At 38.6% G+C, this 26,106-nt stretch carries 22 protein-coding genes and 2 pseudogenes; 10 read left to right on the forward strand and 14 right to left on the reverse strand.

What is annotated here, in order from left to right:
• Positions 1-5: 5 nt before the first annotated feature.
• The 6 genes from HCN_RS10140 to HCN_RS10160 form a co-directional block, all read right to left on the reverse strand.
• Entirely contained in the window at positions 6-2,024 is a 2,019-nt protein-coding gene (locus tag HCN_RS10140; RefSeq protein WP_014667444.1) for an AAA family ATPase, read from the reverse strand.
• Positions 2,015-3,718: a DNA phosphorothioation system sulfurtransferase DndC gene (dndC, locus tag HCN_RS10145; protein ID WP_133246271.1), complete on the reverse strand. Its 1,704-nt coding sequence runs from the start codon at positions 3,716-3,718 to the stop codon at positions 2,015-2,017. Before dndC ends, HCN_RS10140 begins: the two co-directional genes overlap by 10 nt.
• A 69-nt stretch (positions 3,719-3,787) precedes the next feature.
• Positions 3,788-4,306, reverse strand: coding sequence for a Crp/Fnr family transcriptional regulator (locus tag HCN_RS10150; protein WP_014667627.1), 519 nt, complete (start codon positions 4,304-4,306; stop codon positions 3,788-3,790).
• Positions 4,300-4,446 (reverse strand): hypothetical protein, encoded by a 147-nt coding sequence (locus HCN_RS12255; RefSeq protein WP_002955988.1) that lies wholly within the window; start codon positions 4,444-4,446, stop codon positions 4,300-4,302. Before HCN_RS12255 ends, HCN_RS10150 begins: the two co-directional genes overlap by 7 nt.
• A gap of 20 nt (positions 4,447-4,466) precedes the next feature.
• Positions 4,467-5,111, reverse strand: coding sequence for a hypothetical protein (locus HCN_RS10155; RefSeq protein ID WP_002955989.1), 645 nt, complete (start codon positions 5,109-5,111; stop codon positions 4,467-4,469).
• Positions 5,108-6,337 (reverse strand): DNA-methyltransferase, encoded by a 1,230-nt coding sequence (locus tag HCN_RS10160; protein WP_014667445.1) that lies wholly within the window; start codon positions 6,335-6,337, stop codon positions 5,108-5,110. Before HCN_RS10160 ends, HCN_RS10155 begins: the two co-directional genes overlap by 4 nt.
• A 154-nt stretch (positions 6,338-6,491) precedes the next feature.
• Here HCN_RS10160 and HCN_RS10165 point away from each other — a divergent pair, with 154 nt between their 5' ends.
• The 8 genes and pseudogenes from HCN_RS10165 (at position 6,492) to HCN_RS10205 (ending at position 14,231) form a co-directional block, all read left to right on the forward strand.
• Positions 6,492-7,157 carry a 4Fe-4S dicluster domain-containing protein gene (locus HCN_RS10165; RefSeq protein ID WP_014667446.1) on the forward strand — a complete coding sequence of 222 codons (666 nt, stop codon included), beginning with the start codon at positions 6,492-6,494 and terminating at the stop codon, positions 7,155-7,157.
• Between the two features lie 54 nt (positions 7,158-7,211).
• Entirely contained in the window at positions 7,212-7,559 is a 348-nt protein-coding gene (locus HCN_RS10170) for a cytochrome b/b6 domain-containing protein (protein ID WP_014667447.1), read from the forward strand.
• A 255-nt stretch (positions 7,560-7,814) separates the two neighbouring features.
• A pseudogene (locus HCN_RS12520) lies at positions 7,815-8,844 on the forward strand (SLAC1 family transporter).
• Between the two features lie 134 nt (positions 8,845-8,978).
• Positions 8,979-10,010, forward strand: coding sequence for a radical SAM/SPASM domain-containing protein (locus HCN_RS10185; RefSeq protein ID WP_014667448.1), 1,032 nt, complete (start codon positions 8,979-8,981; stop codon positions 10,008-10,010).
• Positions 10,011-10,084: 74 nt separating this feature from the next.
• Complete coding sequence (gene cutA / locus HCN_RS10190) at positions 10,085-10,402, forward strand: divalent-cation tolerance protein CutA (RefSeq protein WP_014667449.1); 318 nt, start codon at positions 10,085-10,087, stop codon at positions 10,400-10,402.
• 278 nt (positions 10,403-10,680) lie between these two features.
• A complete protein-coding gene (locus HCN_RS10195; protein WP_014667450.1) occupies positions 10,681-12,129 on the forward strand; it encodes an LLM class flavin-dependent oxidoreductase in 1,449 nt (482 codons plus the stop codon).
• A complete protein-coding gene (locus HCN_RS10200) occupies positions 12,119-13,189 on the forward strand; it encodes an ATP-grasp domain-containing protein (protein ID WP_014667451.1) in 1,071 nt (356 codons plus the stop codon). The genes HCN_RS10195 and HCN_RS10200 overlap by 11 nt, the downstream gene beginning before the upstream one ends.
• Positions 13,190-13,199: 10 nt before the next feature.
• Positions 13,200-14,231 (forward strand): LLM class flavin-dependent oxidoreductase, encoded by a 1,032-nt coding sequence (locus HCN_RS10205; protein ID WP_014667452.1) that lies wholly within the window; start codon positions 13,200-13,202, stop codon positions 14,229-14,231.
• A 64-nt stretch (positions 14,232-14,295) separates the two neighbouring features.
• Here HCN_RS10205 and HCN_RS10210 read toward each other — a convergent pair whose 3' ends face one another.
• Positions 14,296-15,756 carry a glycosyltransferase family 39 protein gene (locus HCN_RS10210; protein ID WP_014667453.1) on the reverse strand — a complete coding sequence of 487 codons (1,461 nt, stop codon included), beginning with the start codon at positions 15,754-15,756 and terminating at the stop codon, positions 14,296-14,298.
• Positions 15,756-16,781 (reverse strand): ketol-acid reductoisomerase, encoded by a 1,026-nt coding sequence (gene ilvC, locus HCN_RS10215; RefSeq protein ID WP_014667454.1) that lies wholly within the window; start codon positions 16,779-16,781, stop codon positions 15,756-15,758. Before ilvC ends, HCN_RS10210 begins: the two co-directional genes overlap by 1 nt.
• A 120-nt stretch (positions 16,782-16,901) precedes the next feature.
• On the opposite strand from ilvC, the gene HCN_RS10220 reads away from it, so the two are divergent.
• Complete coding sequence (locus HCN_RS10220; protein WP_014667455.1) at positions 16,902-19,619, forward strand: phosphoenolpyruvate carboxylase; 2,718 nt, start codon at positions 16,902-16,904, stop codon at positions 19,617-19,619.
• 5 nt (positions 19,620-19,624) lie between these two features.
• On the opposite strand, the gene HCN_RS10225 is transcribed toward HCN_RS10220, so the two are convergent.
• Positions 19,625-20,353 (reverse strand): ATP-grasp fold amidoligase family protein, encoded by a 729-nt coding sequence (locus HCN_RS10225; RefSeq protein ID WP_306304882.1) that lies wholly within the window; start codon positions 20,351-20,353, stop codon positions 19,625-19,627.
• Here HCN_RS10225 and HCN_RS12465 point away from each other — a divergent pair.
• Positions 20,295-20,423 (forward strand): hypothetical protein, encoded by a 129-nt coding sequence (locus tag HCN_RS12465; RefSeq protein WP_269461163.1) that lies wholly within the window; start codon positions 20,295-20,297, stop codon positions 20,421-20,423. The genes HCN_RS10225 and HCN_RS12465 overlap by 59 nt on opposite strands.
• A gap of 434 nt (positions 20,424-20,857) precedes the next feature.
• Here the strand turns inward: HCN_RS12465 and HCN_RS10230 are convergent, their stop codons facing one another.
• The 5 genes and pseudogenes from HCN_RS10230 to dnaG form a co-directional block, all read right to left on the reverse strand.
• Positions 20,858-21,031: a hypothetical protein gene (locus HCN_RS10230; RefSeq protein WP_014667457.1), complete on the reverse strand. Its 174-nt coding sequence runs from the start codon at positions 21,029-21,031 to the stop codon at positions 20,858-20,860.
• A gap of 95 nt (positions 21,032-21,126) precedes the next feature.
• A complete protein-coding gene (groL, locus tag HCN_RS10235; protein ID WP_002956012.1) occupies positions 21,127-22,770 on the reverse strand; it encodes a chaperonin GroEL in 1,644 nt (547 codons plus the stop codon).
• 30 nt (positions 22,771-22,800) lie between these two features.
• Positions 22,801-23,064, reverse strand: a pseudogene (gene groES, locus HCN_RS10240) (co-chaperone GroES); the annotation flags it as partial.
• A 195-nt stretch (positions 23,065-23,259) separates the two neighbouring features.
• Positions 23,260-24,309 carry an argininosuccinate synthase domain-containing protein gene (locus HCN_RS10245; RefSeq protein WP_014667459.1) on the reverse strand — a complete coding sequence of 350 codons (1,050 nt, stop codon included), beginning with the start codon at positions 24,307-24,309 and terminating at the stop codon, positions 23,260-23,262.
• Positions 24,287-25,942 (reverse strand): DNA primase, encoded by a 1,656-nt coding sequence (gene dnaG / locus HCN_RS10250; protein WP_014667460.1) that lies wholly within the window; start codon positions 25,940-25,942, stop codon positions 24,287-24,289. The genes HCN_RS10245 and dnaG overlap by 23 nt, the downstream gene beginning before the upstream one ends.
• Positions 25,943-26,106 lie beyond the last annotated feature (164 nt).

Consider the following 26,106-nt stretch of genomic DNA (forward strand, 5'->3'; position numbering starts at 1 on the left):
CACTCCTAAAATAATTCACTAGAATCTTGCACACTTTTAATTTTTGCGTGTCCTCTATCTTCACTATTATCAATCTTATAAAGTCCAGCGATATAGGGCTTTGCATACTCATATTCTTTTAATCCCATTTCGCCATTATGAGGCAGGACTATCACTTGATGACCTTTAGCATAATAGTTTTGTATAATCCTTTGACGATTTGTAGCATCAATCCTTGCTAGTGGTGTGTCAATAATGAGTGGTATTGTAGAGTGAGATAGCTTACTTAGCGTCCAAAAGATAGCAATAGCTAGAATCTGCTTTTGTCCGCTACTCTGATTTGCTACGCTAATCTCATTACCATCAACATCTTTTAGTGTAATGTCAAAATCCTGCCCCATCTCCACAGATACAACATTATCATTTGGCAATAATGTCTTATAGCTTTCCTTTATGCCACGACACAGCTCTTCTCTTAGCGTTTCTATAAGCTGCTCTTTATACTCTGTGATAATATGTTGTAAGGATTCTAAAACTTTAAGCTTTTTGTTAATTCGCTCGGTATTTATCCTTGCATAAAGCAGGGACTTTTCTTTCTCTAAAGATTCTATTTTGTTATTAAGCTCTAGCCGTATTTGCTGCTTTTCTATAAGCTCTTTATTTTTCTGTGCTAACTCCTCTTTATATGCCTTAATTTCTTCTTGCAAACTTTCTTGCTGGATTTTCTTATCTTCATCAATATTTAGCTCATTTAATATATCAACAATAGCTTTTATCTCTTTTTTCAAATCCTTTGCTTCATATATGTCTTTTATAAGTGTAGTATGTTTTGTGTAAGTGATAGAAGTCTCAATGTTATGGATTCTATTGTATGGGATATAGGATTTTGGGAGATTATGCGTGGTTGCGGCTTCTTTCATCTTATTTAGGAGATTAAGCGTAAGTCTATATACAATCTCTCTTTGACTTTCTTTTACCATTGTATCATTAGCTATAATGTTTTTTAGAATCTCACCGCCTGTCATTTTAACAATCTTATCAAATCCGCCTATATCATCATTACGCACAGATTCTTGCAAGGTTTGCATATGTTGCTGAAGTGATTGTATAAGATCACTATTAGCTGTGCTTACAACATATTTTAAACTCTCTTTGAGATTATTTTTTGTTTTAGCAAGATTATTTTCAGCATTATCTTTACTGCTAATATGAAGTTTTCTTTCACTATCTGTATTTGCGATAAGTGTGTGCAGTGTAGTTTGGGCTTGTTCTATATTCTCTTGTAGTTCTTGTATTTTAGTGGATAAGGTATGAATGTGTTTTTCTGTAACTTCTAAGTCCTTTTGTGCGTCATCTAACTTTCTTGCATTAGAATCTAGCTGTTCTTTATTCTGCTCATTTTTCTCTTCATTTTCTATTAATTCCTTGCGGGTTTTCTGCATTTGCTCTAATAAGATTTTAATGGGTGTTATTTGTAAAATCACTTCCATTTTCTCTCTTAAACCCGTGCGTATATTACCTGAAATACTCCCTATCTCTTCGCCATCAAAAAAGAAAAATTCCACAAATAAAGGTGGCAGAATCGTAGCTAATTTATCTTGGGCTTCATCATTTTTATACACCATATCATCAAGCTTTAATGTGAGAATTTCTTGCACATCATTTATTAAAACATTGACAAATCGCCTTTCTATATAGAATCTTTTTCCTTGAAAACTCCCTGAAAATGCTACATAATATTCACTTTGCCCTTCACTTTTAGCATATTTATTAAGAATCCCACTAAAGCCTTGAGTGCCTAATATAAGTGGTTTAGGTGATAATCTTTTTTCTTTCCAAAATTGTGAGATAAGATATGGGGCTTTTCCCTCATTTAAACCCGTGCCAAGAAAAAGTAGTTTTGCACAACGGATAAAGCTTGTTTTCCCAAAGCCATTATTACCATAAAGGCAATAAAGATTCTTATCACTAATCTGCCTAAATGCAACGCTTACCTTTCCATAATAGGCAAAAAGATTGCAAATACTAACCTCTTCTATAAACATTCTTGCTCCTCTTTTGTGCTTTTATCATTCAGCAGTTTTTCAATCTCTTCTTTTATTTTTGCTGGTGCACTATTTACTCCCCTTCGTCCGTAAGTATTGCAAATATCAAGGCTTTTTTGCACCAAAGACTTCACATCTTCAAGCCCTACTTCTGTGTTTTCAGCATTTGCCACAATGTCTTCTAGAATCTCTTCGTGCAAAATCTTTTGCTTTTTATCTTGCATACAAACTCCTTTCTTATTAAATTTCATCGCTATTTGCAATGCGGTGTTTTCAAAGTCAAAGTCCTTGTCCCATTCCTTTTGTATCTCTAGAATCTGGGCAGAATTAATGAGTTCTTTCTCTCCACCAAGACTTAGAAATTCTTTTTCAGTTTCTAAAAGCTTTGTAAAAATCTCTATGCGTGTTTTGCTTAAAAATGGTCCAAGCCCTCCATTTTTATACACCGCTCTGCCGTCCCTTTTATAATCTGCTCTAGCTAATTTATCTTCTCGCAAACGCTTTATATAGTTTCTAAAATCATTCAGCGGCTTTAAATGATTTTCCCCTATGTCTATAAAGCCTTGCAAGGATTTATCCTCACTCACCACAGTGCAAACCCAGCAGCCAAACCTACTCCCACCACAACTACTTTGAGCTAAATGCGTGATAAACTGACACTCATCGCCACTTGCCTTTGCATAGAGTTTAAAAAGCTCACTATGATCCTTGTCCCATAAGGGCTTATGTGTGCTTAAATACGCCCATACATCATCAGTGCTCCATTTGCTAAGGGGTGCATAAGTCATTGTATTTGGAAAATCATCGTGTTTTGAGAAGCCTTGATTGTTTAGAATCCGCTTTTGCATAGACTTTTTTCTATTTATAGATTCTTGCTCTCTTGTGCCTAAAACAAGCAGGGCAGAACCAGCCTGTTTTGTTATATTTGCTACCTCTATTCTACTTGGCGTGATTTTTAACCTGTCAGTACACCAGCGAAATGTCCTTGTAGGACTTGGATAGCCTTTGCCGATAAGATTTACCCAAAAGTCATCTTGCAAACTTGGCGAGACTTGCAAAATGCTAAATGGAATATCATTGTTTTTTGCGTGAGTGTTTATAGAATCTAGCACATTATGTAAGAATGTATCAATATGTGGGGCTTCTACAAGCGTATTTGACGCGATAGCATAGCTTTGCCTTTGTAAATGCTTTGGCAAACTTACAAGCATTTCATAAAATAACTGCAAAATACAAGTAGAATCTTTCCCACCACTAAAAGCGATAATCCACGCACGAGTCGTGCTTAAAAACTGCCTTTTTAACTCATTTTTTGTTTGCGTGATAATGTCATTTAGCGATGTTTCTTTTGTATGTTTATTCGCTGTATTCTCAACAAAGCTAAACCCAAAGTCATATAGCTCCATAACCCCAGATTCTAAATAATACACTTCATTAAAAGGATAGTGCGTATTCTCTAATAACTCTAGAGAAAACTTTGCAAATTCCTTTGCCCTTTTGGCTGAAAAGCAGAGAAATAAAAGCGGCTTAACATATACATTGTGTGTTTGGATAAAATCCTTTAGAGAATCTTTTGTTGCTAAATTTATAGAATCTTTTAAATGTGCGGCATTATAAGCATTTGCATTGCGTGTATCAATGATGGCAAACTCATCGCATCGCTTCACAAAAGATTCTATTCCTAGGGATACCATATCCAAAACTTCGCTCCATTAACCAAGCATACTATTCTCGAGACGATTCTACCATAGAATCACAAACTTTTATTCATAGTCTAGCTCATACAGCCTAGATTTAAGCACAATCTCATTGCGATTTGTCTCAATTAGCCCTTGTGTTTTTAGCTCTTTTATCACTCTTGTAACTGCTTCTCTCGCACTGCCGATATTATTTGCTATGCTTTCTTGACTTGCTTCTACGCGGTTATTTTTAGCGTTACTTAGCAGAAACTTTATTATGCGATTTTTGAGACTTTTAAAGGTTACATCATTAATGGTGTCAAAGGCTTGTTTTAGGCGTTTAGAGACTAAAGAGAGATTAAAACGCATAATAGATTCATTACTCTGTGTGAGTGTCTCAAAAATCTTATTTGGCAGGATAAACACGCTAGAATCTTCCATAAACTCAAGCACCACATCAGCCTTAATGTTTGATAAAATACAGCTTGTAGAGATGATACAGCTTTCCTTATCGCTTATGGTAAAAATGGTGATTTCCTTAGCATTGCTTGATACGCTAAAAAAGCGGATTTTCCCGCTTAAAACATACAAAAAGCCTAGCATTCATCGCTATCTGGGTAGATTCTATATCCTTTTGTGTAGGCTTTTACAATGCCTTTCTTCTGCAATACTTCAAGGCTTCTCTCATCGCCGCATATTGTAGTATTGATTTGCGTTAAACTCTCTTTAGTTAGTGGTTGCATATTTCCCTTTTGTGATAAAGTTAAATTTTTTCTAGTATTTCAAAGTGGTTGTGAAATTCCTTAAAGCATTCGTAGCTATATTTTTTGCCATTATTTAGAATTTCACCTTGCTTGTTAATACGCAGGGTTGTCTTTTGATTATCAGTGATTTGATAGGTAGGCAAACTCATATCATCAAACCTGCTTACATCGCTTGAGTGAAAAATATAATAATGGATAATGGATTGTTCTAAGTTTTCATTTTCTGCAAAGACAGCTATCCACACATAAAATACGCAATTATCTATGTCATAGCGGATTTTAGGGTGGAAGCTAAATTCTCGTGCATTTGGCTTTTTACTAGGCTTACCCTCACTCGTCTTAACTTGCAAATATTTTGTAACAATATCTAGCTTCGTTTTTTTGCAAAATTCGCATAGATTTGTTACACATTTTGCTTTTTGCCCCTGCCAAGATTCTTGCCTAATAAATTGATTACTAAATTTCTCACACACTTTGCAATAATATTTTGAAATCACAAAGTCAATCCCTTCATCAATGTAGCCCCTATGCACTTGCCATCCTAAGCCATGTAGCTTCATCGCTAGTTGCATTTCGCCATAAAGTCCTATGACTTGCTTTTTCTTTTCATCTTCTAAACTTAATTCTATATTTTTCTTACTCATAGCTCATACTCCCCTAAATTTTTCTTACCCAAAAATTTATATACACTCTCTTTTAAACTTATATCTCGCTCTATGCCTATACCAATTCGCCCTAGTTTATCTGCTACTTTCACACTTGTGCCAAGCCCCATAAATGGGTCCAATACTCGCTCTCCCTTGTAGCTAAACATTTTTATCGCAAATTCTGGAATCTCTTTTGGAAAAGGTGCGGTATGTCCTAGTGTATTTTGCCCTTTAGAATTTATCTTTATCACAGGATTTATTGCCTTTATATCCCTACGCCACGCATAAATGAAGTCCTTATCTATCTCATTGCCACGATTAAACGCTTCGTTTTGCGTGAAATAAGTTTTTGCACTAAATCGCTTCCCACGATTTGCCTTGCTTCGCTCAAAGCAGTCCAGATTCTTACACTCCCAGCTTCTAAGCCCTTTTTCTGTATAAGCATTACCATTGACTTGTAAGCAGCCGCACACAGGGCAGGGGTAACGCGTCTCATCGCTTCTGTGTTTATGAAAGATTAAGATATGCTCATAGCAATTCATAGGGTATTGATAATAGGGATAGGGCTTATCGCCATTTTTATGCCTTTGGCTTTGCACTTGACCTTTATCCCAAATAATATCATCTACAAAGCTAAAGCCTACTTTTTCAAAAAGCAGTATAAAATATGCCCCCAAAGGTAGCCGTCTCTTACCCCAAGTGGAACGAGTGAAAAGGTTATCGTTATCAAAAATATCGCCCACATTAAAGACAAATACGCGGTGATTATCAAGCACCCTATAACACTCTCTTAAAATCGCTTCCATATCACTCATATACGCATTTAAATCACTCCATTGTGCGTAAGCTCTAGCATTATAGTAAGGTGGGCTTGTTACCATTGCCCCCACTGATTCACTTTTCATCTGCTTTAAACCTTGCAGGCAATCCCCCCACAAAATCTTTTTAGAATCTTTATTTTGTAGGAAAGATTCTAGGCTTGCATCGTGTTTATAGCGTGATTGATAGCATTCTTTTACAAAATCATAATAGCTTTTTTCAAAAGCTTTTATAATCTCTTTTGTATCATTTAGGGCATATAGGGGCTTAATTCTTGCGTGAAATTCCATAAGCTCACTTTCACTAAAAGTTTGCTCCAAATACTTTTGCGATTTTTGCAAGATAGTATGTAAGTAGCTATCATTTAATACCATATCATTATGTTTGCGTAGTATTTGTGTCAAAGCCGTCCTTTAGGACATATTGTCATTTAGAATCCTTTTTGTATTTTAATCAATCCTGCCTTAAAAGCCATTTCCCTTTTGTGATAAAGTTACACGCAAAGCGTTCAAACTTGCATACAATGCTAGAAAATTATATCTCAAAAAGGTTAGTTCTATGCAAAGACGCAACTTTTTAAAATCCCTAGCACTTACCCCCGTGATGGTCGCTGGAGCAAATGCTAAGTCTAGCGATTCTACAAAAGATGGCAAAAAAGAGAAAATATCACTTATAGATTCAAGTGAGTTTAGCAAAACAAAAGGCAAGGCAAGTATTATAAACCTTGATAAATGCGATGGCTGCAAAGGCTATGAAATGCCACAATGTGTGAGTGCGTGTAAAGAGAAAAATGCCCCTAGATTCCCCGAGCCGATAAAAGACATTCCGCAATATTTCCCGCGTAAAATCTATGAAGATTATTCTAAAAATAGAGATGATATTTTCCGCTTAAGCCCGTATAACTGGACTTTTGTAGAAGAGCTAGAGATAGATTCTAAAAAGGTGTTTGTCCCACGCCGCTGTATGCATTGCGATGATCCTACTTGTCAAAAGATTTGCCCTTTTGGGATTATCGGTAAAGATGATAATAATGCTGTAAATATTGATGAGCATTACTGCTTTGGCGGGGCAAAGTGTCGCGATGTCTGCCCGTGGGGGATACCGCAGAGACAAGCTGGAGTTGGAATCTATCTTAAAATCGCCCCAAAGCTTGCTGGTGGTGGAACGATGTCTAAATGCGATATGTGTGCGGATTTACTCGCACAAGGTAAAAAACCTGCGTGAAAGAGTGAAAAATATCTACCTGAACAAAGACTAGCATATTTTTTCATCGGGCTTGTGCTTTTGCTTTTAATCATTACCGGCTTAATTAAAACGCTTAAAAACCTTGCTGGGTGGAATATAAGCGATAGTATGTATCTATGGAGTGCGCAACTGCATAATCTTGGAATGTTTCTCATCATACTTGGAATCATCGGGCATTTAATGGCGTTTGTGTTTAAGGCAAATCGCCCACTTTTAAGGGCAATGTTTAGTGGCAAGGTAGATTCTCACTATATTGTGGAGCGACATAGCTTGTGGCAAGAGAGTGTTGAAATGGCTAGGGATAAAGTAGCAGAAAACAATATAGATTCTAAAACAACCGCTTGTCATATTGAGCCTTTAGGCGAAGTATCTAAAGTTTAGAATCTACAAGAGATATTTCGCCTTTTTCGTAATGCTCAATATGACAAGAATCTAGAATCTAAACAAAATAAGGACTAAGCTATGCAAAATGTAAATACAGAATCTAGCCTAGATTCTACAAGCCAAACACAAGGCAAAGCAGAATCTAATATTAAAGAGCCACACAATGCCATATTGGCAGAATCTAAACTTGCCGACTCTCCTGTTGCTATCTCGCCCATTGCAAATTTGCCTATCGCATTATTTGCTTCAGTTATGGGGATAGGCGGACTTAGCCTTGTGTTAAAAAAAGCAAGTGTGATTTTTGGTAGCGTAGCACTTGCAAATGCGTCCTTTAATAGCACAACACTTCATAGCGGAGCAAACGCACTAGAATCTAGCCTAGATTCTAGCCCATCTTGGCAAAGGGCAGTCGCACCATTTCTATGGTGGGGAGCGTATGGCTTTGCGGTGTTAGCAGTGGTTATTTTCGCCCTTTTGCTTGTGTGCTATGGTGCGAAAATACTCTATCATTTCAATGCGTTTAAGGCGGATTTAAAACACCAAGTAAAGATTAACTTCCTATCAAGCATTCCTATCAGTATGCTTATCATCGTGGCGTTTTGGAGTGATTTAAGTAGTGGGGTAGATTTGCTATGGCAAGGGATTTTGGGGCTTTTTTTATGTAGCAAATGCCTTGCAACTTATACTTAGCCTTTATGTGATGTCTTTTTGGTTTAAAGAGAGTATGAAGAGTGCTTTGCTATCCCCTGCGTGGTTTATACCTATTGTAGGGAATCTAATCGTGCCTTTAAGCGGTGGTTTAATCAACGCACCAAAGGAATTATTACTCTTTTTTTTCTCAATCGGTTGCTTTTTTTGGATTCTGCCCAGTGCGATGATTATGCAGCGATTAATCTTTGAGCAGAGTTTGGAATCTAAATTTATCCTTACACTTTTTATTTTTATCGCACCACCTAGCATTTTTGTGGTGGATTTTCATAGCCTTTTTGGATTCCATAATGCGTTGAGTTTTATGGGCTTTAATGTGGCGTTGTTTTTCGTGCTATTGCTTTTAAGTTTGGGTAATATCTTTACTAAGCTAAACTTTGCGCCATCGTGGTGGGCTTTTACCTTTCCGCTGTGTGCCTTTGGGATAGCGAGTTTTGATTTATATATGATTGATTTTAAGTGTTTTTACGGGCTTTTGGGGATTTTAGGGCTTGTGATGGCATTTTTTGCGGTGGTGTTTATCTCATATAAGACTTTAAGGGCTGTTGCAAGTGGAGCTATTTTTAAAGAGTAAATAAAAAATAGCTAAATGTATTGGAATTTGTAGATTCTAGCTTAATTTCCATTGACACAAGCATAATTGACTATCCGTTTTTTTTTTTTTTTTTGTAAATTGCGGATCTATTTTAGAATCTGCAAGGATACACTATGCTAAAACGAGCCATTAGATACGCTTACAAAAAAGTGCCAAATCGTTTAAAATCTAAGCTTTACAACCTTATGGATACCGATTCTTTTTACACGAACAAGATTCAGAATCTTATAGATTCTATCACTATGCTAAGCACACCTATCACAGATAGAGAATCTCAAAAAAGAATCTTGAAGCAATTTTTACAAGCAGTGGAGATAGAAATCGCAAGTTTTTGTAACCGCACTTGTTACTTTTGCCCAAACTCACATATTGATAGGAAAAGCATAGAGCTAGATGAGGTTGTGTTTTTAAAGCTTATTGATAACCTAAGCGAGATTGACTATGATAAATTTTTGAATTTTCATAGATTTAATGAGCCTTTAGCCAATAGAGAGCTGATTTTAAAGCGTGTGAGGCAAGCAAGACAAAAGCTTCCAAAGGCAAAGTTTTGTATTTTTACAAATGGCGATTACGCAGAAAAAGCGTATTTTGAAGAGCTAAGGGAAGCTGGGGTAACTCATATATTAATGTCATATTACCCTACAAATAAGGATTATGACAGAGAGAAAATTATAAAAGCAATGGAGAAAATGCAACAAAAGCTAAGCTTAGAATCTAAGCTTATGTATAATACTTTAGAAGAATATCGTGTGTGTTTTATGATGGAAGGTTTAGAGATAGAGTATCGCTCGTGGAATCCAAATGTTACGGGACAAAGTCGGGGTGGCTCACTGGATTTTATGAAGCAAAAACGCGATATTCAATCTGGCTGTTTTCAGTCTGCAATGAGTTTTTATGTGGATTACAATGGGCTTGTGATGCCCTGCTGTCATACACGAAGCGATGAAGAAGCACATAAGCCTTTTATTCTTGGTGATTGCAATAAAAATGATATGTTTGAGATATTTTTCTCCACCACCTCTACAGATCTCCGCAAAGAGCTATTTGCCAACACCGCTAAAACCTGCAATAAGAATATACAAAAGATTTGCCAAGATTGCACAGATAGGCGTAGGGAAATGTTTTTTCAAGCCTCAAATAGTTAAATAGCAATTATTCTGTACAAATAAGCTATAATGCCTTGAATTTCTATGTTTAGTTTCTATCTTAAGGAGGTATTATGCTTATTATCCATACCACAACACCCACAAAAAAGGAAGCAAAAAATCTTATTAAGATTCTTTTAGAATCTCGCCTTATTGCCTGTGGGCAGTATTTTAAAATAAAAAGTCATTATGTTTGGAAAGATTCTAAAGGTAAAAGGAAGCTTTGCAAAGACAAGGAATATTTACTGATTTTAAAAACGCTGTCAGAGTGCTATGAAAGAATAGAATCTACAATTCTCTCTCATCATAGCTACGAAGCCCCAGAGATACTATCCTTTGAAGCAAAGGCTGAAAATGCGTATAATGCGTGGTTAGAGCAGAATCTTGCCTAACTCTTATCTAGCCCAACACTTACCCAATCTCACCTATTTGATCCTATCTAACTCTAAAGTTGTTCTTGCCCACTTTTTTGTATTTTATTGCTTTTTATTTTACAAACATGCTTTCCCACTCTTTTCATTCTTTGAACCTGAATCTTACTCCATCATCATAATTTTGAGTAAAAAAGTAACTCTAAATTACATATTTTTGTGATTACATATTGTATTTTTAAAAATATGTGTGTATGATAACAGCTGTTGCAACACAAGATTCTAAAACGGAGAACAATATGGGATTAACAAAACAAATTAGCTTTAATGCTTTTGAGATGAATTGTATTTCGCATTTAAGTCCGGGGCTATGGCGATACCCTAACGATCAAGCCCTAAAATATAAAGACATTGAATATTGGCAGAATATCGCACAAATCGCTGAAAAAGGGCTGTTTGATGCGGTGTTTATCGCTGATGTTTTGGGCGTGTATGATGTGTATGGGGGCAATGATTGTGGGGCGTTAAAGACGGCGTTGCAAGTGCCTGTCAATGATCCCGCTCAACTTGCTGTGATTGGTGCGGCGGTTACCAAGCACATAGGCTTTGGAGTTACTGCTGGTGTGCCTTTTGAGCATCCTTATCCATTTGCTAGACGCCTTAGCACACTAGATCATCTTACAAAGGGGCGGATCGGCTGGAATATCGTTACAGGCTATCTGCCAAGTGCGAATAAAAATATGGGCTCAAGTGAGTTGCCGCATAATGAACGCTACGATGTGGCCGATGAATATATGGAAGTGATTTATAAATTGCTAGAGGGGAGTTGGGAAGATTCTGCGGTGATTTTAGATAGAGAGAGTGGGGACTTTGCCGATCCAAATAAAATCCATCACATAGGACACCACGGCAAATATTTTGATGTCCCGGGTATTCATCTGTGTGAGCCAAGTATCCAACGCACACCGGTGCTATTCCAAGCGGGGAATTCTACGCGTGGTAGGCAGTTTGCCGCTACTCACGCAGAGGCTATTTTCATCGCCCCTCCTACAAAGGAATACGCTAAAATCGCCGTAAAACAAGTGCGAGATGCTTTAATACAAGCCGGACGCGATCCATATAGTGCCAAAATCTACATTCTAGCTACCATTATCACTGATGAGAGTGAATCTCTAGCACAGGCTAAATATAATGATTTACTTAGTTATTCTAGCAAGGAAGGCTCTTTGGTTATCAATTCTGGTTGGCTGGGCGTGGATTTAAGCCGCTATGACTTAGAAGATCCATTAAGCAACATTAAATCAAACGCCATGCTCGCACAAGTAGAAGCCTTGAATAACTCCACAACAGAATCTGGCAGGGAGTGGCGACTAAAAGACTTACTCAAGCTCACAGGGCTAGGCTGTCAAGGACCAAAGTTTGTAGGCTCACCTACGCAAGTTTGCGATATTTTACAAGAAGTGATTGCATATAGCGATGCTGATGGCTTTAATCTAGCCTATGCGACGACGCCCGGGAGCTTTGAAGATGTCGTGCGATTTATCGTGCCAGAGCTTCAAAATCGCGGTGTGTATAAAAGAGAATACACGCAAGGCTCACTGCGGCATAAACTCTTTGGCAAGGGCGATAGGCTAGATTCTAGTCATATCGCTTCACGCTATCGTGTGGGCGGGGCAAAAAGCACAATCAATGATTATGCGAACACAGGGCGATTTAAACACAATAAGGAGCAAGACTATGTTATATGATTCACTGCCACAGGGCATTTACATAATCCACGAAAATCCCGAGTGGATACCGCCTTTTAAGGAGGCATTTGATAGGGCTGGGGTGAGTTTTAGCGAAATCCTTCTCACACAAGGGGGGATTAGTTTAGATTCTATCCCACCAAATGGGGTGTTTTGGAGTAGGCTTAGTGCCTCAAGTCATACGCGTGATAATGCCTTTTCTAAAGAATATGGTCGTGCGTTGTTAGCGTGGCTAGAAAGCTATGGGCGAAAAGTGATAAATGGCAGCTCTGTGCTAGAGCTTGAAGTCAGCAAGGTTAAACAGGCTTTACTTTTAGAATCTTTTTTTAAAGCAAAAGGCTGTGAGTTTAAAACGCCACAAACACTTGCGGTATTTGGGAAAACTGATTTAATCAATGCGGCAAGTAGCTTTGCTAAAGATAACAAGCCATTTATCACAAAACATAATCAAGGCGGCAAGGGCTTAGGCGTACGACTTTTTGAAAATGTTGATGAGTTTAGGGGCTATGTGGAATCAGCTGAGTTTGAGCTACCCATTGATGGTATTACACTTTTACAAGAGTATGTAGAATCTAGGGAAGCTTTTATTACGCGATGTGAGTTTATCGGCGGGAAGTTTCACTATGCGGTGCGAGTGGATACGAGTAATGGGGCGTTTGAGCTATGCCCTGCTGATGCGTGTCAAATAGATTCTTTAGATTCTAAAGTGGATTCTAGTAGGGATTCTAAGTTGGTGGATTCTAAAGCAGAATCTACAAAACGCCCCGCTCTTGCTGGGGCGGCGTGTGAAGTGGGAGCTGGGGATAAATTTAGCCTAAGAAAAGAGATAGATCCTAAAAGCCCTATTGTGCGGTGTTTAGAGCAGTTTTTAGCACTGCATAATATCGCTGTGGCGGGGATTGAATTTATTGAAGGTGTGAGCGGGGATATTGTGGTCTATGATATAAACACAAACACAAATTATAACTCCACACTAGAATCTAAAATCCGCTCTAGTGGCGGAGTGGCGGCGGCGGATAGGTTGGTTAGCTTTTTAAAAGAGCAGTTTGACAAACAATAAAGGAGTGAAAATGAAGTTTGGGTATTGGAGTCCGGTATTTGGCAGTTGGCTTAGGAATGTAGATGATGATAGTACGCAGTGTTCTTGGGAGTATATCCGCGATTTAGCCATAAAAGCGGAGAATCTAGGCTATACGCTCACCCTTGTGCCAGAGCTGTATCTCAATGACATTAAGGGTGAAAAAGCCCCAGCTCTTGATGCGTGGGCTATTGCCAATGGTTTAGCGGCGGTTACACAAAGCATTGAGATTCTAGCCGCTTTGCGTCCACAGTATCATCAAGTAGCTTTGACTGCCAAGCAGATTGCTACCATTGCACAAATTTGTAATGGGCGATTTTCTATCAATATGGTATCAGCGTGGTGGGAAGAGGAGGCTAGGCAGTATAGTATAAACTTTGACGCACACGATGATAGATATACGCTCACACACGAATACACCGATGTTTTGCGAGGATTTTGGAGTAAAAGCCCATTTCATCACAAGGGCAAGTATTTTAGCTTTGAAAATTCCTATAATGAGCCAAAACCACCCAAGATTCCGCTTGTGTATGCCGGAGGTGAGAGTGAGATAGGCAGAAATGCTATCACACAATTTGCGGATTTTTATCTCTTGCACGGCGGCACACTTGAAGAAGCGCAAACAAAAATAGCGGATATGAAAGAGCGAAAGAAAAGAGCGGGATTGCCTCCATTTAAGGGCTTTGGTATGGCGGTGTATATGATTGTGCGTGATAGTGAAGAAGAGGCACAAAATGAGCTAAAGCGGATTACCACCATTAAAAATTACGCTGATTATGAAAACTCCTATAAGAATTTCACAGGCAATTCACAGCTTGATGTAGAGATTAGCAAACAGGAATACAGCGTGTCTAATCGCGGACTGCGACCAAATCTAGTTGGCACACCCGAAAGCGTGGCACAAAAGATTAGGGCGTATAAAGAAGCAGGGCTAGATTTGCTTATCATTCAGTGTGCTAATATGCAAAAGGAGCTAGAATATATCGCTAAAAAGGTTATGCCGTTGGTGTGTGAGAAAAAATGATTTTTTCTCACACACCAACTTAACTGTAGAACATCTACGGAAACTTCCACAGTATATAATGTGTTTATTGCTTTGCTCTACAGCCTTGATAATCATCTTTAACAACTAAAACGGCATTATTAAACTCCAAAATACAATAACTATTTGTGATATTGTGTTCCGCAAGATATCCACGAATATTGCTAAAGTCTTGTGCTACATCATCAATATCTGTTACACTCAATAATATCAAATCACACCCATCTTGCAATAACGGCCTCTCAACGACCTCAAAGTTTGGTAAATATCTTGCATAACTTATCCAACCCACAGGAAGCCTACACTCATTCCTATTAAAATGTCTTTCAACATAAACGGAAGCTGTGCGTATATCTTCTTTCTCATAAGTTTTACTCAAAAAGAAACTATGCCCAATTAAACAAACAACAATTAAAAATACGAATGGCACAATTCGCTTTCCTCCAACATTTAATATAAGCGCAATAAATAGATAGGCAAAAGGATAAAGCTCCATAAAATAACGAGTAGTCATTGTCTTGGTAAAAAAAAGAAAAATTATCGCAACAATCATCATCTCAAAAATAATAGGCAGACACAAACCAAAATAAAATTTTATGCATTGTTTTAAGGATTCAAAATACATCAAAACTACATATAATAGTGCAAACAAAATGGCCCCCCAGCCATATTTACCCAACATAGAAAGCACTATACTCAACAAAAGCACGGTAAGTCCTCTGTCGTATGTCCAAGAATTTCCATTTGATGCATCAGCTATACGCAAATGAAAGTCGCCCATATAGCAATGCAACAATAACCATACGATGCCAACAACACCAATAAAAACAAAACTGCCCAGCGTGATTAAAAAAAGTTTCTTTTTTACAAAGCTTTCAAGCAATAAAATACAGCCTGATGAAAATAAGAATATATACGCATAGTAATGTGTGAGGATAAGAGCCACTCCGACACATACTACGGCAAAAAAATATGCCCAAATATGCTGTGTCTCAAAACGATTGTAGATATATTCTCGTATAAGGAAATACAGGATACAAAAAATGCTTGAAAGTCCAAGTATCATTCCATAATTGCGTAATTCTTGTGCGTAATATATGGTATTTGGTGTAAGCATATAAAAAAGCAAATAAAGTAGAGAAAGCCCCCCCCCCGCATGTCGTCTCAAAAGTAAATAGCCAACAACACCACCCACGCAAATCCACAACGCACTAAAAAATCTCAGCACCCCATCAGAATAACCAAACACTTTCGCATAAAAATAGAGTAAAAAGTTATATAAAAAAGGGTGGTTGTCCGCCATAATAAGATTCCAAAAATTTTCCATAGAAGCCTTTATACCATTTCCTCCACCGATTGTCATAACGCTAAAACCCTCATCACCCCAAACTGATGTGCGAGTAATGTTAAGCAAAACAATGCAAAAGAAAATAGTAAAAATTGCACAAATAATCAATACTCTTTGTGTCCTATGAGAAAAAAACTCAATACAAAAGTGCTTTTTCATTAGTTCTTATCCTTATCCACAAGTTTATTTGCGCCAATCCAAGGCATCATCGCCCTTAGCCTACCGCCGACTTTTTCAATCTTGTGAGCGTTTAGATTCTTTCTCTCTGCATTCATTCTCGCATACCCAGCCTTTCGCTCCAAAATAAAGTCTTTAGCAAAGCGTCCCTCTTGTATATCTGCTAGAATCTCTTTCATCGCCTTTTTAGATTCAGCATTTATCACTCTAGGACCACTTACCATATCGCCATATTCTGCGGTATTTGAGATAGAGTATCGCATATTTGCTAAGCCGCCTTCATAGATTAAATCCACAATGAGCTTTAGCTCGTGCAAACACTCAAAATATGCCATCTCTTCAGGGTATCCCGCTTCTACGAGCGTTTCAAACCCCGCTTTTACAAGGCTAGTTACCCCGCCGCAAAGCACAGCTTGTTCGCCAAAAAGATCTGTTTCTGTCTCGTCTTTAAAAGTTGTTTCTATAATGCCACTTCTGCCACCGCCAATCGCACTTGCATAGCTTAGGGCAATCGCTTTAGCATCACCCCTGCTAGTATCTTGCTCTACTGCGATTAGATCTGGGATTCCACCACCTTTTACAAACTCGCTTCTAACCGTGTGTCCGGGAGCTTTGGGTGCTACCATTATCACGCCTACACCTTTTGGAGCTTGAATCTGCCCGAAATGGATATTAAAGCCGTGTCCAAAGGCGATGATTTTATCTTCACTCAAATTTGGCTTAATATCTTGTGTGAATACATCAGCTTGCAATTCATCTGGGATTAGAATCATAATCACATCGGCTTCTTTTGTCGCTGCAGCTACTTCTAGCACCTTAAAGCCCTTTGCTTCAGCCTTAGCCCAGCTAGATCCGCCCTTATACAGCCCGATGATGACTTCTACGCCTGAATCTCGCAAGTTTTCCGCGTGTGCGTGCCCCTGACTCCCAAAGCCAATCACGGCTACCTTTTTCTTTTGAATAAGTCCTAAATCGCAATCTTTATCGTAATATACTTGTAATGCCATAATCAATCCTTTCGTGGTAAGCCACTTTTAAAGTTTAAGACTCAATTGTAGTTAAAACAAACTTAGTTATAATTAATCCCGCAGTAAGTAAGCAAAGCCAAAACTCACAAGGGGGTAAATATGCAACACTCTAGCACGACACATACCATATCACAAGATTCCACAACAGCTCATCACGCACATTCTGCCGCATTACAATCTAGCCAAATGGACTTTGTATCAAGTATGATTTTACAGCTCCTTGAAAGTGTAGATAAAGAGCTAAAAGACGCATTTATCACTATCAAGCACAGCCTTGAAAATGCCGATTCTGCCACACTCACACAGACGCTTTCTCATATTTCTAGCCAAGATAAAACACTATCCATTATCAAGGCTTTTACGCTTTATCATATGCTTTTAAATATCATTGAAGAGCTAAATTTAAGCGATTCTGCCACACTTAATGCCTTGCCCCAAACTTTGCTAGATTTAAAAAATGAGGGCTATGATAAGCAAGATATTCTAAAGGTTTTACAAAATATCGCCTTTTATCCCGTTTTCACCGCTCACCCCACTGAATCTCGCCGCCGCACATTCCTTGAAGCCCATCACAAAATGAGCAAAAACATTAGAGATATTTTTACTCATAATGATTCTCAAGCACGATTTGAGCTTCTCTATCGCTTAAATCTATTATGGCACACACATTTGGTAAGAAGCGAAAAAATGGAGATTCTTTTTGAACTTGATAACCTACTTTATATTATTGAAAGCTCCATTGTAGAATCTGCCACGCAAGTGCTTAGTGATATTCAAACCCTTATAGGTACAAGCTTGAAGCACTCTCCTATTATTCTAGGCAGCTGGGTAGGGGGCGATAGAGACGGGAATCCTTATGTCAGCAATGAGATTATGACAAAGGTGATGAAAACCGCCCATAGAGCGATTATAGAGATGTATATCAAAAAATGTGAAAAACTTATCCGTGAGTTATCGCTTTCAAGTGATTTAAAAGAGCCTAGTGCCGAGCTTTTGCAGTCATTACAATTAGAAAAAGAGCAGCTCCCAAGCACAGAATCCACACTCTATGCCAAGGAGCCTTTCCGTGCGAAGCTCTACCTTATCAAAAAGAAGCTCCAAAACCGCCTTATCGCCATTAACACCACAGATTCTGTGGACTTTACTTATAGCAACTCTAAAGAGCTTTTAGGCGATATTGATATGCTGATACGCTCTTTAGATTCTCTTTCAGCAAGTGGCTTGGTGGAGTTTTATAATCTCGTGCTTTTAGGTGGATTTCATCTTTTAAGGCTTGATTTTAGAGAGCATCGCGATGTGATTTTGAGTGCTACGAGTGAGATTTTTTGCCTGATTGGACTATGTGATAGCGATTTTAAGGATATGAGTGAGCAGAAAAAATGCGAGATTCTAAACCTTGCTTTGAGTGCCAAAAAGCTTGATTTAAACACGATATTAGAAGAGCTTTCAGATTCTACAAGGCGGTTTGTGGGAGCGTTTCTAAGAATCGCGTGGGCAAAAAAGCATATTTCGGAATCTATCCTGCAAAGCTTTATTATCTCTATGAGCAGTGAGCCTAGCGATTTGCTCTGTGTGCTGTGGTTTGCTAAACAAAGTGGCTTGTGGAAGCCGGGCAAGAAAAAGGAATCTAAAAAAGGCAGGGCGAAAATCTCCATTGCTCCGCTTTTTGAGACAATTGATGATTTACAACACGCTAAACACACCATCAAAACACTCTATGCTAACGCCCATTATCAGCAATATTTACTTGATAATGACAATATACAAGAAATTATGGTGGGCTATTCGGATTCAAGTAAAGATGGAGGGATTTTTGCAAGTAATTACAATCTCTACTTTGCAATTGCGGATTTAATCAAACTCCAAAATGAGCTACCGCTTACCATCGCCTTTTTCCACGGACGCGGTGGGAGTGTGAGTCGCGGAGGAGGAAGCCTTGAAGAAGCCTTGCTTTCTGCTACTCCACAAAGTGTGTGTGGGGTGCTTAAAACAACGGAACAGGGTGAGATGATAAGTGCGAAATATTTAAATAAAAACATTGCTACAAAAAACCTTTCGAGTACGATAAGTGCGTTACTCAAAAAAAGTATGAATGATACATTTTGCATAGGCGGAGCTTGTGAGATAGACCCGCAGATGATGAAGCTCCTTGAGCCTATCTCACAAGTCTCTTGTGTGGCGTATCGTAAGCTTGTGTATGAAGACAAGGGCTTTATGACATATTTTAAACACGCCACGCCTATTGAATTTATACAGAATCTTAATCTTGGCTCACGCCCTAGCAAACGCAAGGATACACAGAGTGTGGAGGATTTACGCGCTATTCCTTGGGTGTTTGCTTGGACGCAAAATCGCTCCATTCTCCCGGCGTGGTATGGGCTAGGCAGTGCATTAGCCAGCGGGGATAAAAACGCACTCAAAGACTGCTATGCTAACTCGCTATTTTTCAAAACCACGATTGATAATATCTCTCAAGCTTTTTTGAAAGTAGATGTAGAGATAGCTAAGCTATATAATGAGTTTGTGCCAGATAAAACGATAGGGGATAGAATCTGGGAGCTTATCTATACGCAGTATCAGCTGACACTAGAGCATTTGCTCTATCTTAGAGGGGAGAATGCCCTGCTTGATTCTGAAAGTGAGATTAGGGAATCTATCCTGCTACGCAAACCATATTTAAGTGTGCTTAATCTCACGCAGATTGAGCTGATTAAGAAATACCAAACCTGCCATTATCCACAAGCACAAGAGCGACTGATGGAGCAGATTCACGCTACCATTGTAGGCATAGCTCAAGGCTTACGCAACACGGGGTGAAAGGATTATTTCCACATATCCCCAAACTTTTTATCCCATTCTTGTGGTGTGAATCTGCCCGTGCCACTTTCTGGGGTAAAAGTAAGTTCCCCAACCACAATTCTACCTTGGATATTATACAAATCAACTCTTAGATAAGGCGACATTATTAACATACGGGCAATCTCAAGCATAATGTTAAGGTGTTCGGGCTTATTTGGAATGATATTTGGAGGCTGATAAAGATATTTTATCGGCATAACATTCCAATTCTCATCAAAAATACTTCTTGTATGCTCCACAAATCTATCGGTATCCACTTGTATGTATTGTGTTTTACCAAAGCAGTGGATTTTATAATCACTTGGCACTTTAGCTTCCCCATCTGCGTTAGTCTCCAACAACATCTCCTCCACAAAGATTCTAGGCTCTATGTCTTTATAATGCCATTCTCTATAAAGTGTGTAAAAGTTTGTGTTTAAATGTGTTGTGAGTTTAGTCATAGCTTCATTAAAGCTTTTAGAATCTTTTAGAAAAGCAACTTTATCTTTGACTAAGACTACACCACCGCTATCGTGATTTGTCTTTAATACAAAGCTTTGTGGAAGTTTAGAGAAATCAATCTCATCTACACTTTTATAGATTCCATAGAGTTTTGGTAAGTATTGACATTCATTTGTATTAAAGAGTTCTTGTGTGAGTGTGTCAATAGGTTGGAAAAGCAGAGAATCTTTAGCAAGAAGTGAGTTTAGAATCTGTGTTGCTTGGTTAGGTATAGGATTTTCTGGTGTGTTTTGTGTGGTTTCTAGAATCTTGTCATATTGAGTGTGTAAGCACGAAATATCTTTGCTTGAATCTTGTTTGGATTCTAAAGTTTTAGATACTTCACCTAAAGGCTCAGCATGACAAATGGAAGTAGAATTTATGTTTTCATTTTCTTTATATTGTGTTGCTTGTGAAGTTTTATTGCTAGATTCTGTGTTATTTTGATTTGGATTGTAACATTCTTTATTTTGTGTTTGTGGGGAAATAGAAGTTGTTGTGTTTAAAGTAGGATCATTTTGTAAATCTATATTGTTTTGATTTAGGCTATAAGGTTGCCCCCCCCCCCCATAGTATAAGTAGTATTATCCTGTGTATTGTGAGTTGGATTAAAGTGTTGTAATGTGGTGGCAATGTAGATTCTAGCTTTGAGTTTATCTGCTAGGGCTGTATATATTGGATTTCTATCAAACAAGATTCTATGAATGATTTTTTCATTATTTTAAAATCTGGTGTATAGCCAAATATTTTTTATGTCTTTTTATAAAGTAACTTTCATCATCTAGTTTAGCTAAAGCTTTTTCTTTTAACTTAACACGCATAGGGTGGATAAAGTCTTTATAAAGTGGATTGTTTTTAATAAGCTGTTTGAGTGTAGATTTTATTTGCATAGGGGGACTCCTTCGGGTGTGAAGTTGTGGAATGATATAGACTCTGTGCCCCATAAGGGAGACAGAATCTTGCAGCCAAAAAAGGGTTGGGGGGATTACATCATTCCGCCCATACCTCCCATTCCACCCATATCAGGCATTGCAGGGACTGGCTTATCTTCTTTAATCTCATTAATTGTCGCCTCTGTTGTCAAAAGCAGACTTGAGACAGAAACCGCATTTTGCAGCGCTATACGAGTAACTTTCAATGGATCAATAATGCCTTCTTTAAACATACTATCCACATGCTCACCCTTACTTGCATCAAAGCCATAGATACCGCCACTACCTTCCACTTCTTGCACTTTATTGACTACCACGCCCGCATCATATCCTGCGTTTGTAGCGATTTGTGCCAATGGAGCTTTAATCGCGCGTTTGATAATATCATAGCCAATCGCCTCATCGCCGCTAAGCTTTAGATTCACTTTCTTAGCCGCATGGATAAGGGCTACACCGCCTCCTGCTACAATGCCTTCTTCAACCGCTGCTTTTGTCGCTGCAAGCGCGTCATCTACGCGATCTTTTTTCTCTTTCATCTCTACTTCACTTGGTGCACCTACCTTAATAACAGCCACACCACCGCTAAGCTTTGCCAAACGCTCTTGGAGTTTTTCTCTATCATAATCACTTGTTGTGTTTTCAATCTCCATTTTGATTTGTGCGATTCTATCTTTGACATCTTTTGCTTTGCCTTTGCCATCAACGATTGTCGTATTATCTTTATCAATCACGATTCTTGCCGCACTTCCTAAATCAGCGATAGTAGCAGCCTCCAGCGTTTTGCCAAGCTCTTCGCTAATCACTTGCCCACCTGTAAGGATAGCAATATCTTGTAGCATTGCCTTTCTTCTATCGCCAAAGCCCGGAGCCTTAACTGCTGATACATTCAGCACACCACGGAGTTTATTGACTACCAAAGTTGTAAGTGCTTCGCCCTCAATATCTTCAGCAATGATAAGAAGTGGTTTGCCACTTTGCATAGTCGCTTCAAGCAAAGGCAAAATCTCTTTCATATTTGAGATTTTTTTATCTGTTAAAAGCACATAGGCATTTTCAAGCTGTGCTGTCATTTTATCTGTATTTGTTACAAAATATGCCGAAAGATAGCCCCTATCAAACTGCATACCCTCAACAACACTTAGCTCATCATTAATACCCTTAGCTTCTTCAACAGTGATGACACCATCTTTGCCGACTTTTTCCATTGCTTCTGCGATAAGTGAGCCAATGTTTTCATCAGAGTTTGCGGAGATTGTCGCTACTTGTGCGATGTCGCTTTTGCCACCAACTTTTTTGCTAATCTTTTTCAGCTCATCAATAATCGCCGCCACCGCCTTATCCATACCGCGTTTTACGGCAATAGGATTAGCCCCAGCTGTAATATTTCTTAAACCCTCTTTGTAAATGCTGTATGCAAGCACGGTTGCCGTAGTCGTCCCATCACCTGCCGCATCGGCGGTTTTACTCGCTACTTCTTTTACAAGCTGTGCACCCATATTTGCAATAGGATCAGCTAACTCTACTTCTTTTGCCACAGACACGCCATCTTTTGTAATTGTAGGCGCACCATAGCTTTTTTGAATAAGGACATTTCGCCCTTTTGGTCCCATTGTTACCTTAACGGCATCGCTTAACTGCTTAATCCCTTCATACAATTTGTTTCTCGCTGAATCTGAAAAGTGAATTTCTTTTGCCATTTGCTACTCCTTATGTGTGATTTATTTTTCAATAACGCCCAAAATATCTTCTAGCTCTAAAACGATATATTCTTTAGAATCTAGCTTGATTTCAGTGCCTTTATATTTGCCAAACACGATTGTGTCATTCTCTTTCAATGCCTTGTCATCTTTGACTTTCGCACTTACAGCCCTTACAAGACCCATAAGCGGCTTTTCCTTAGCATTATCAGGAATGATAATACCTGAACTTGTCTTTGTATCTTCCTCGAGACGCTCTACAAGCACCCTTTCACCTAGAGGTTTAAACTTCATATCAAACTCCTTGTCATTATAAAATTATCAAAAATTTAGCACTCAATTTTTGAAGCGCGATAATTTTATATTAACTTGTTAAACAAGTCAATACTTTATATCATTTTTATAAAAAAACTTTAGTCTATTAAACTAAATTTAGTTATCATAGATTCTATAAACTATCACTTGTAAATCCCCAATCTCAACATAAAATTAAGAACTTAATAGCAAATATTCCTGTGCTTTTTCCCGTTCAAGCGGTGTGAGTGTATGCACCATAGAGCCGATTTTAACTTGATAGGATTTGTGAGATTCTGTTCTAGCATAGCTTAAGGCAATGCGTCCAGCTAGAATCTTATCTTCCGCACTTGCATTGCTCTCCACAATCCCAAGCGGTCCTACGCAATCAAGCAAAGTAATCTGCTCCATTTGCGGATTTGGCGTGGCAAGTTTAGCATTTTCCTCTTCATTCCTTGCAATGACACATCTCGCACCATTTTCCAGCACGAGATACCGCCCAACCTTTACCATCTCTATATCTTCAAACTGCATTTGACGATGCGAGATGAGATCCTTAATCTTTAACGCCACAGAATCTTGAGTGAGCAGACAGCCACCTCCGGGCTTTTCAAAATACTCAAACCCATACGCCTTAATCATTTCTAGCTGCCTTGTGCGTCCCCGCCCACTCACATCAAGCAATCTCTCTCTATCCACCCAGCCCATTTTTTCAGGGAAACTTGGCTCCAAAAGTTTGGCACTCATAGGACGCAAAAGCAGCTCATCAAGGGTTTGTGGCTTACTCTTATCGCTCCCATCACGGCTTAAGATTCTATCAAATTTAGAATCTAGCCCTATTTTTCGCACAAGAGACCTAACTTGATCTAAGGCTTCCTTGCGTTGGGATTTTGGACGCTGTCCTAGCACCTCACCACTAATGACAAAGTCCGCATTAACCTTAAGTAGATAATCAAAGGCATTGGCAAACATATTGGCGTGGCAATCAATGCAGGGGTTAAAATACTTGCCATAGCCGTATTTTGGCTTAAACAACACATCATTAAAAAACTGCTGCCTTATATCAAGGACTTGTAGTTTCACATCAATCTGTGCTGTGGCGTTTTGAAAATATTCTAGCTTATCCTTATTCCCGCCAAAGCCGATGTTAAAATGCAGTGCAATCACATCAATGCCTTGATCTTTTAATAGTTTCATAGAGATGAGGCTATCACAACCTCCGCTAAAAAGTGCTAAAGCTAACATAGGGCAATAATTCTCCTTTTTTAAGTTGTAAGATTTTGGTTTTTACTTCCTTGATGAGTGTGCCTTTTTCCTGCAAACTCATCGCTTCAAAACGCGGTATTTGAGACAAAAACTGCGTATAAGCTTGAATAATGAATAATCTCAAATGTTCTTTAAGGGAGGGTAAATCATTTAAAGGCTTAATTTTTTCATTAATGGCAATGGCAATAAGCAGTGGGTGTTCTACCTCTTGTTGCAAAAGCTTGGCAAACTCTTCTCTTTTGTAAGCAAACAACGATATATCAATATATTCTAATGTAAAATCAATCCATTCAGGCTTTTCAAGCAAGGTTTTCACAAGCACAGATTCAGCAATCTCTTGCGTTGGGGCGGTAAAAGCAGGGGGAGTATGCAACACACGGCGTTTTGAGCCGATAAGATGTGTAGGCAAAGATAGCAAATGTGCGAGTGTGGGCTTATACTCCTCTTGCAACACTGGGCTAAGTGTGTGAATAAACTGCGTAGATTCAGTTAATGCCTTCTCTTTCTCCAAAGGATTATTGAGATCATAACTTTTAGCAATATGGCTTAGGATAAAATCCACAAAACGCATAGGGTTAGCAAACATATCGCTAAGTTCATTCACCTGCTTATTTGCCACCATATCAGCAGGGTCAGCTCCATTAGCAAAAATCACAACACCCCCATCTTTGCCACTTGCGGCTAGAATCTTAGCTGCTTTAAAAGCTGCATTTATCCCTGCCTTATCGCCATCATAGCTTAAAATCACCTTTGGCTCCCCCTTGCTTAAGAGTGGCAAATGATCCTTTGTCAAAGCCGTGCCAAGTGTCGCCACGGCGTAGTCAAACCCCACTTGATGCAACATAATCACATCAAGATACCCCTCACATACAATGATTTTCTTTTGCTTATAAATCTTATCCTTTGCGATGTAGTAGCCATAAAGCAGTTTTGATTTATTGAAAATCTTGCTTTGTGGGGAGTTTATATATTTCGCATTTGCCCCACTCATCGTGCGTCCGCCAAAGCCCACAACCTTGCCACTAGGGGAATGAATGGGAAAAATAATCCTATCGCTAAACCTCGCATACTCCCTTGTAGAATCTTTGCCAATCACGCCATATTCCAAGGCTTCAGCCTTATTCAGCATTTTAGCATTAAGAAATTTGAGCGTTTCAAAGCTCGCCCCACAATAGCCCAAAGCAAACTTTTCAATGCTTGAGTTTGCCACACAGCGAGAGCTAAGATATTCTAACGATGGCTTATGATTTAAGAGATTCTTTTGATAAAAGCGTGTTATCTCATCAAGCAAAGTAAAATCGGGTTTTTTCTCATAGCTCTTTTCGTATTCAAGCGTGAAGTTCATAATCGCTGCGATTTTTTCCACACTCTCTACAAAACTTAGCTTTTCATACTCCATAAGAAACTTTATACTATCACCGCCCACACCACAGCCATAGCAGTGATAGAATCCTTTTGCTGGGCTCACCACAAAGCTAGGTGTTTTCTCATCGTGGAATGGACAACACGCCACATAATTGCTTCCAACTTTTTTTAACTCCACAACCGAGCCGATAACATCAAGAATATCTATTGTTTGTTTGAGCGTTTCAATGGAATGTTTGCTAATCATTTTAGTGCTTTTCCTTAGAATCTTATAAATGCCAAAATCAGCAAAATTGTATAGAAAAAAGGCTTAGATTCTAAATTTTTTGAGCCAAATTTACAAGGCAAACATAATATCAAGTTATAAAATAAATGCTACCTATCCGCCCTTATCACACCAAAAGTTTAAAA

The organism is Helicobacter cinaedi PAGU611, assembly GCF_000284635.1.
In the GTDB taxonomy this organism is placed as follows: Bacteria; Campylobacterota; Campylobacteria; order Campylobacterales; family Helicobacteraceae; genus Helicobacter_C; species Helicobacter_C cinaedi.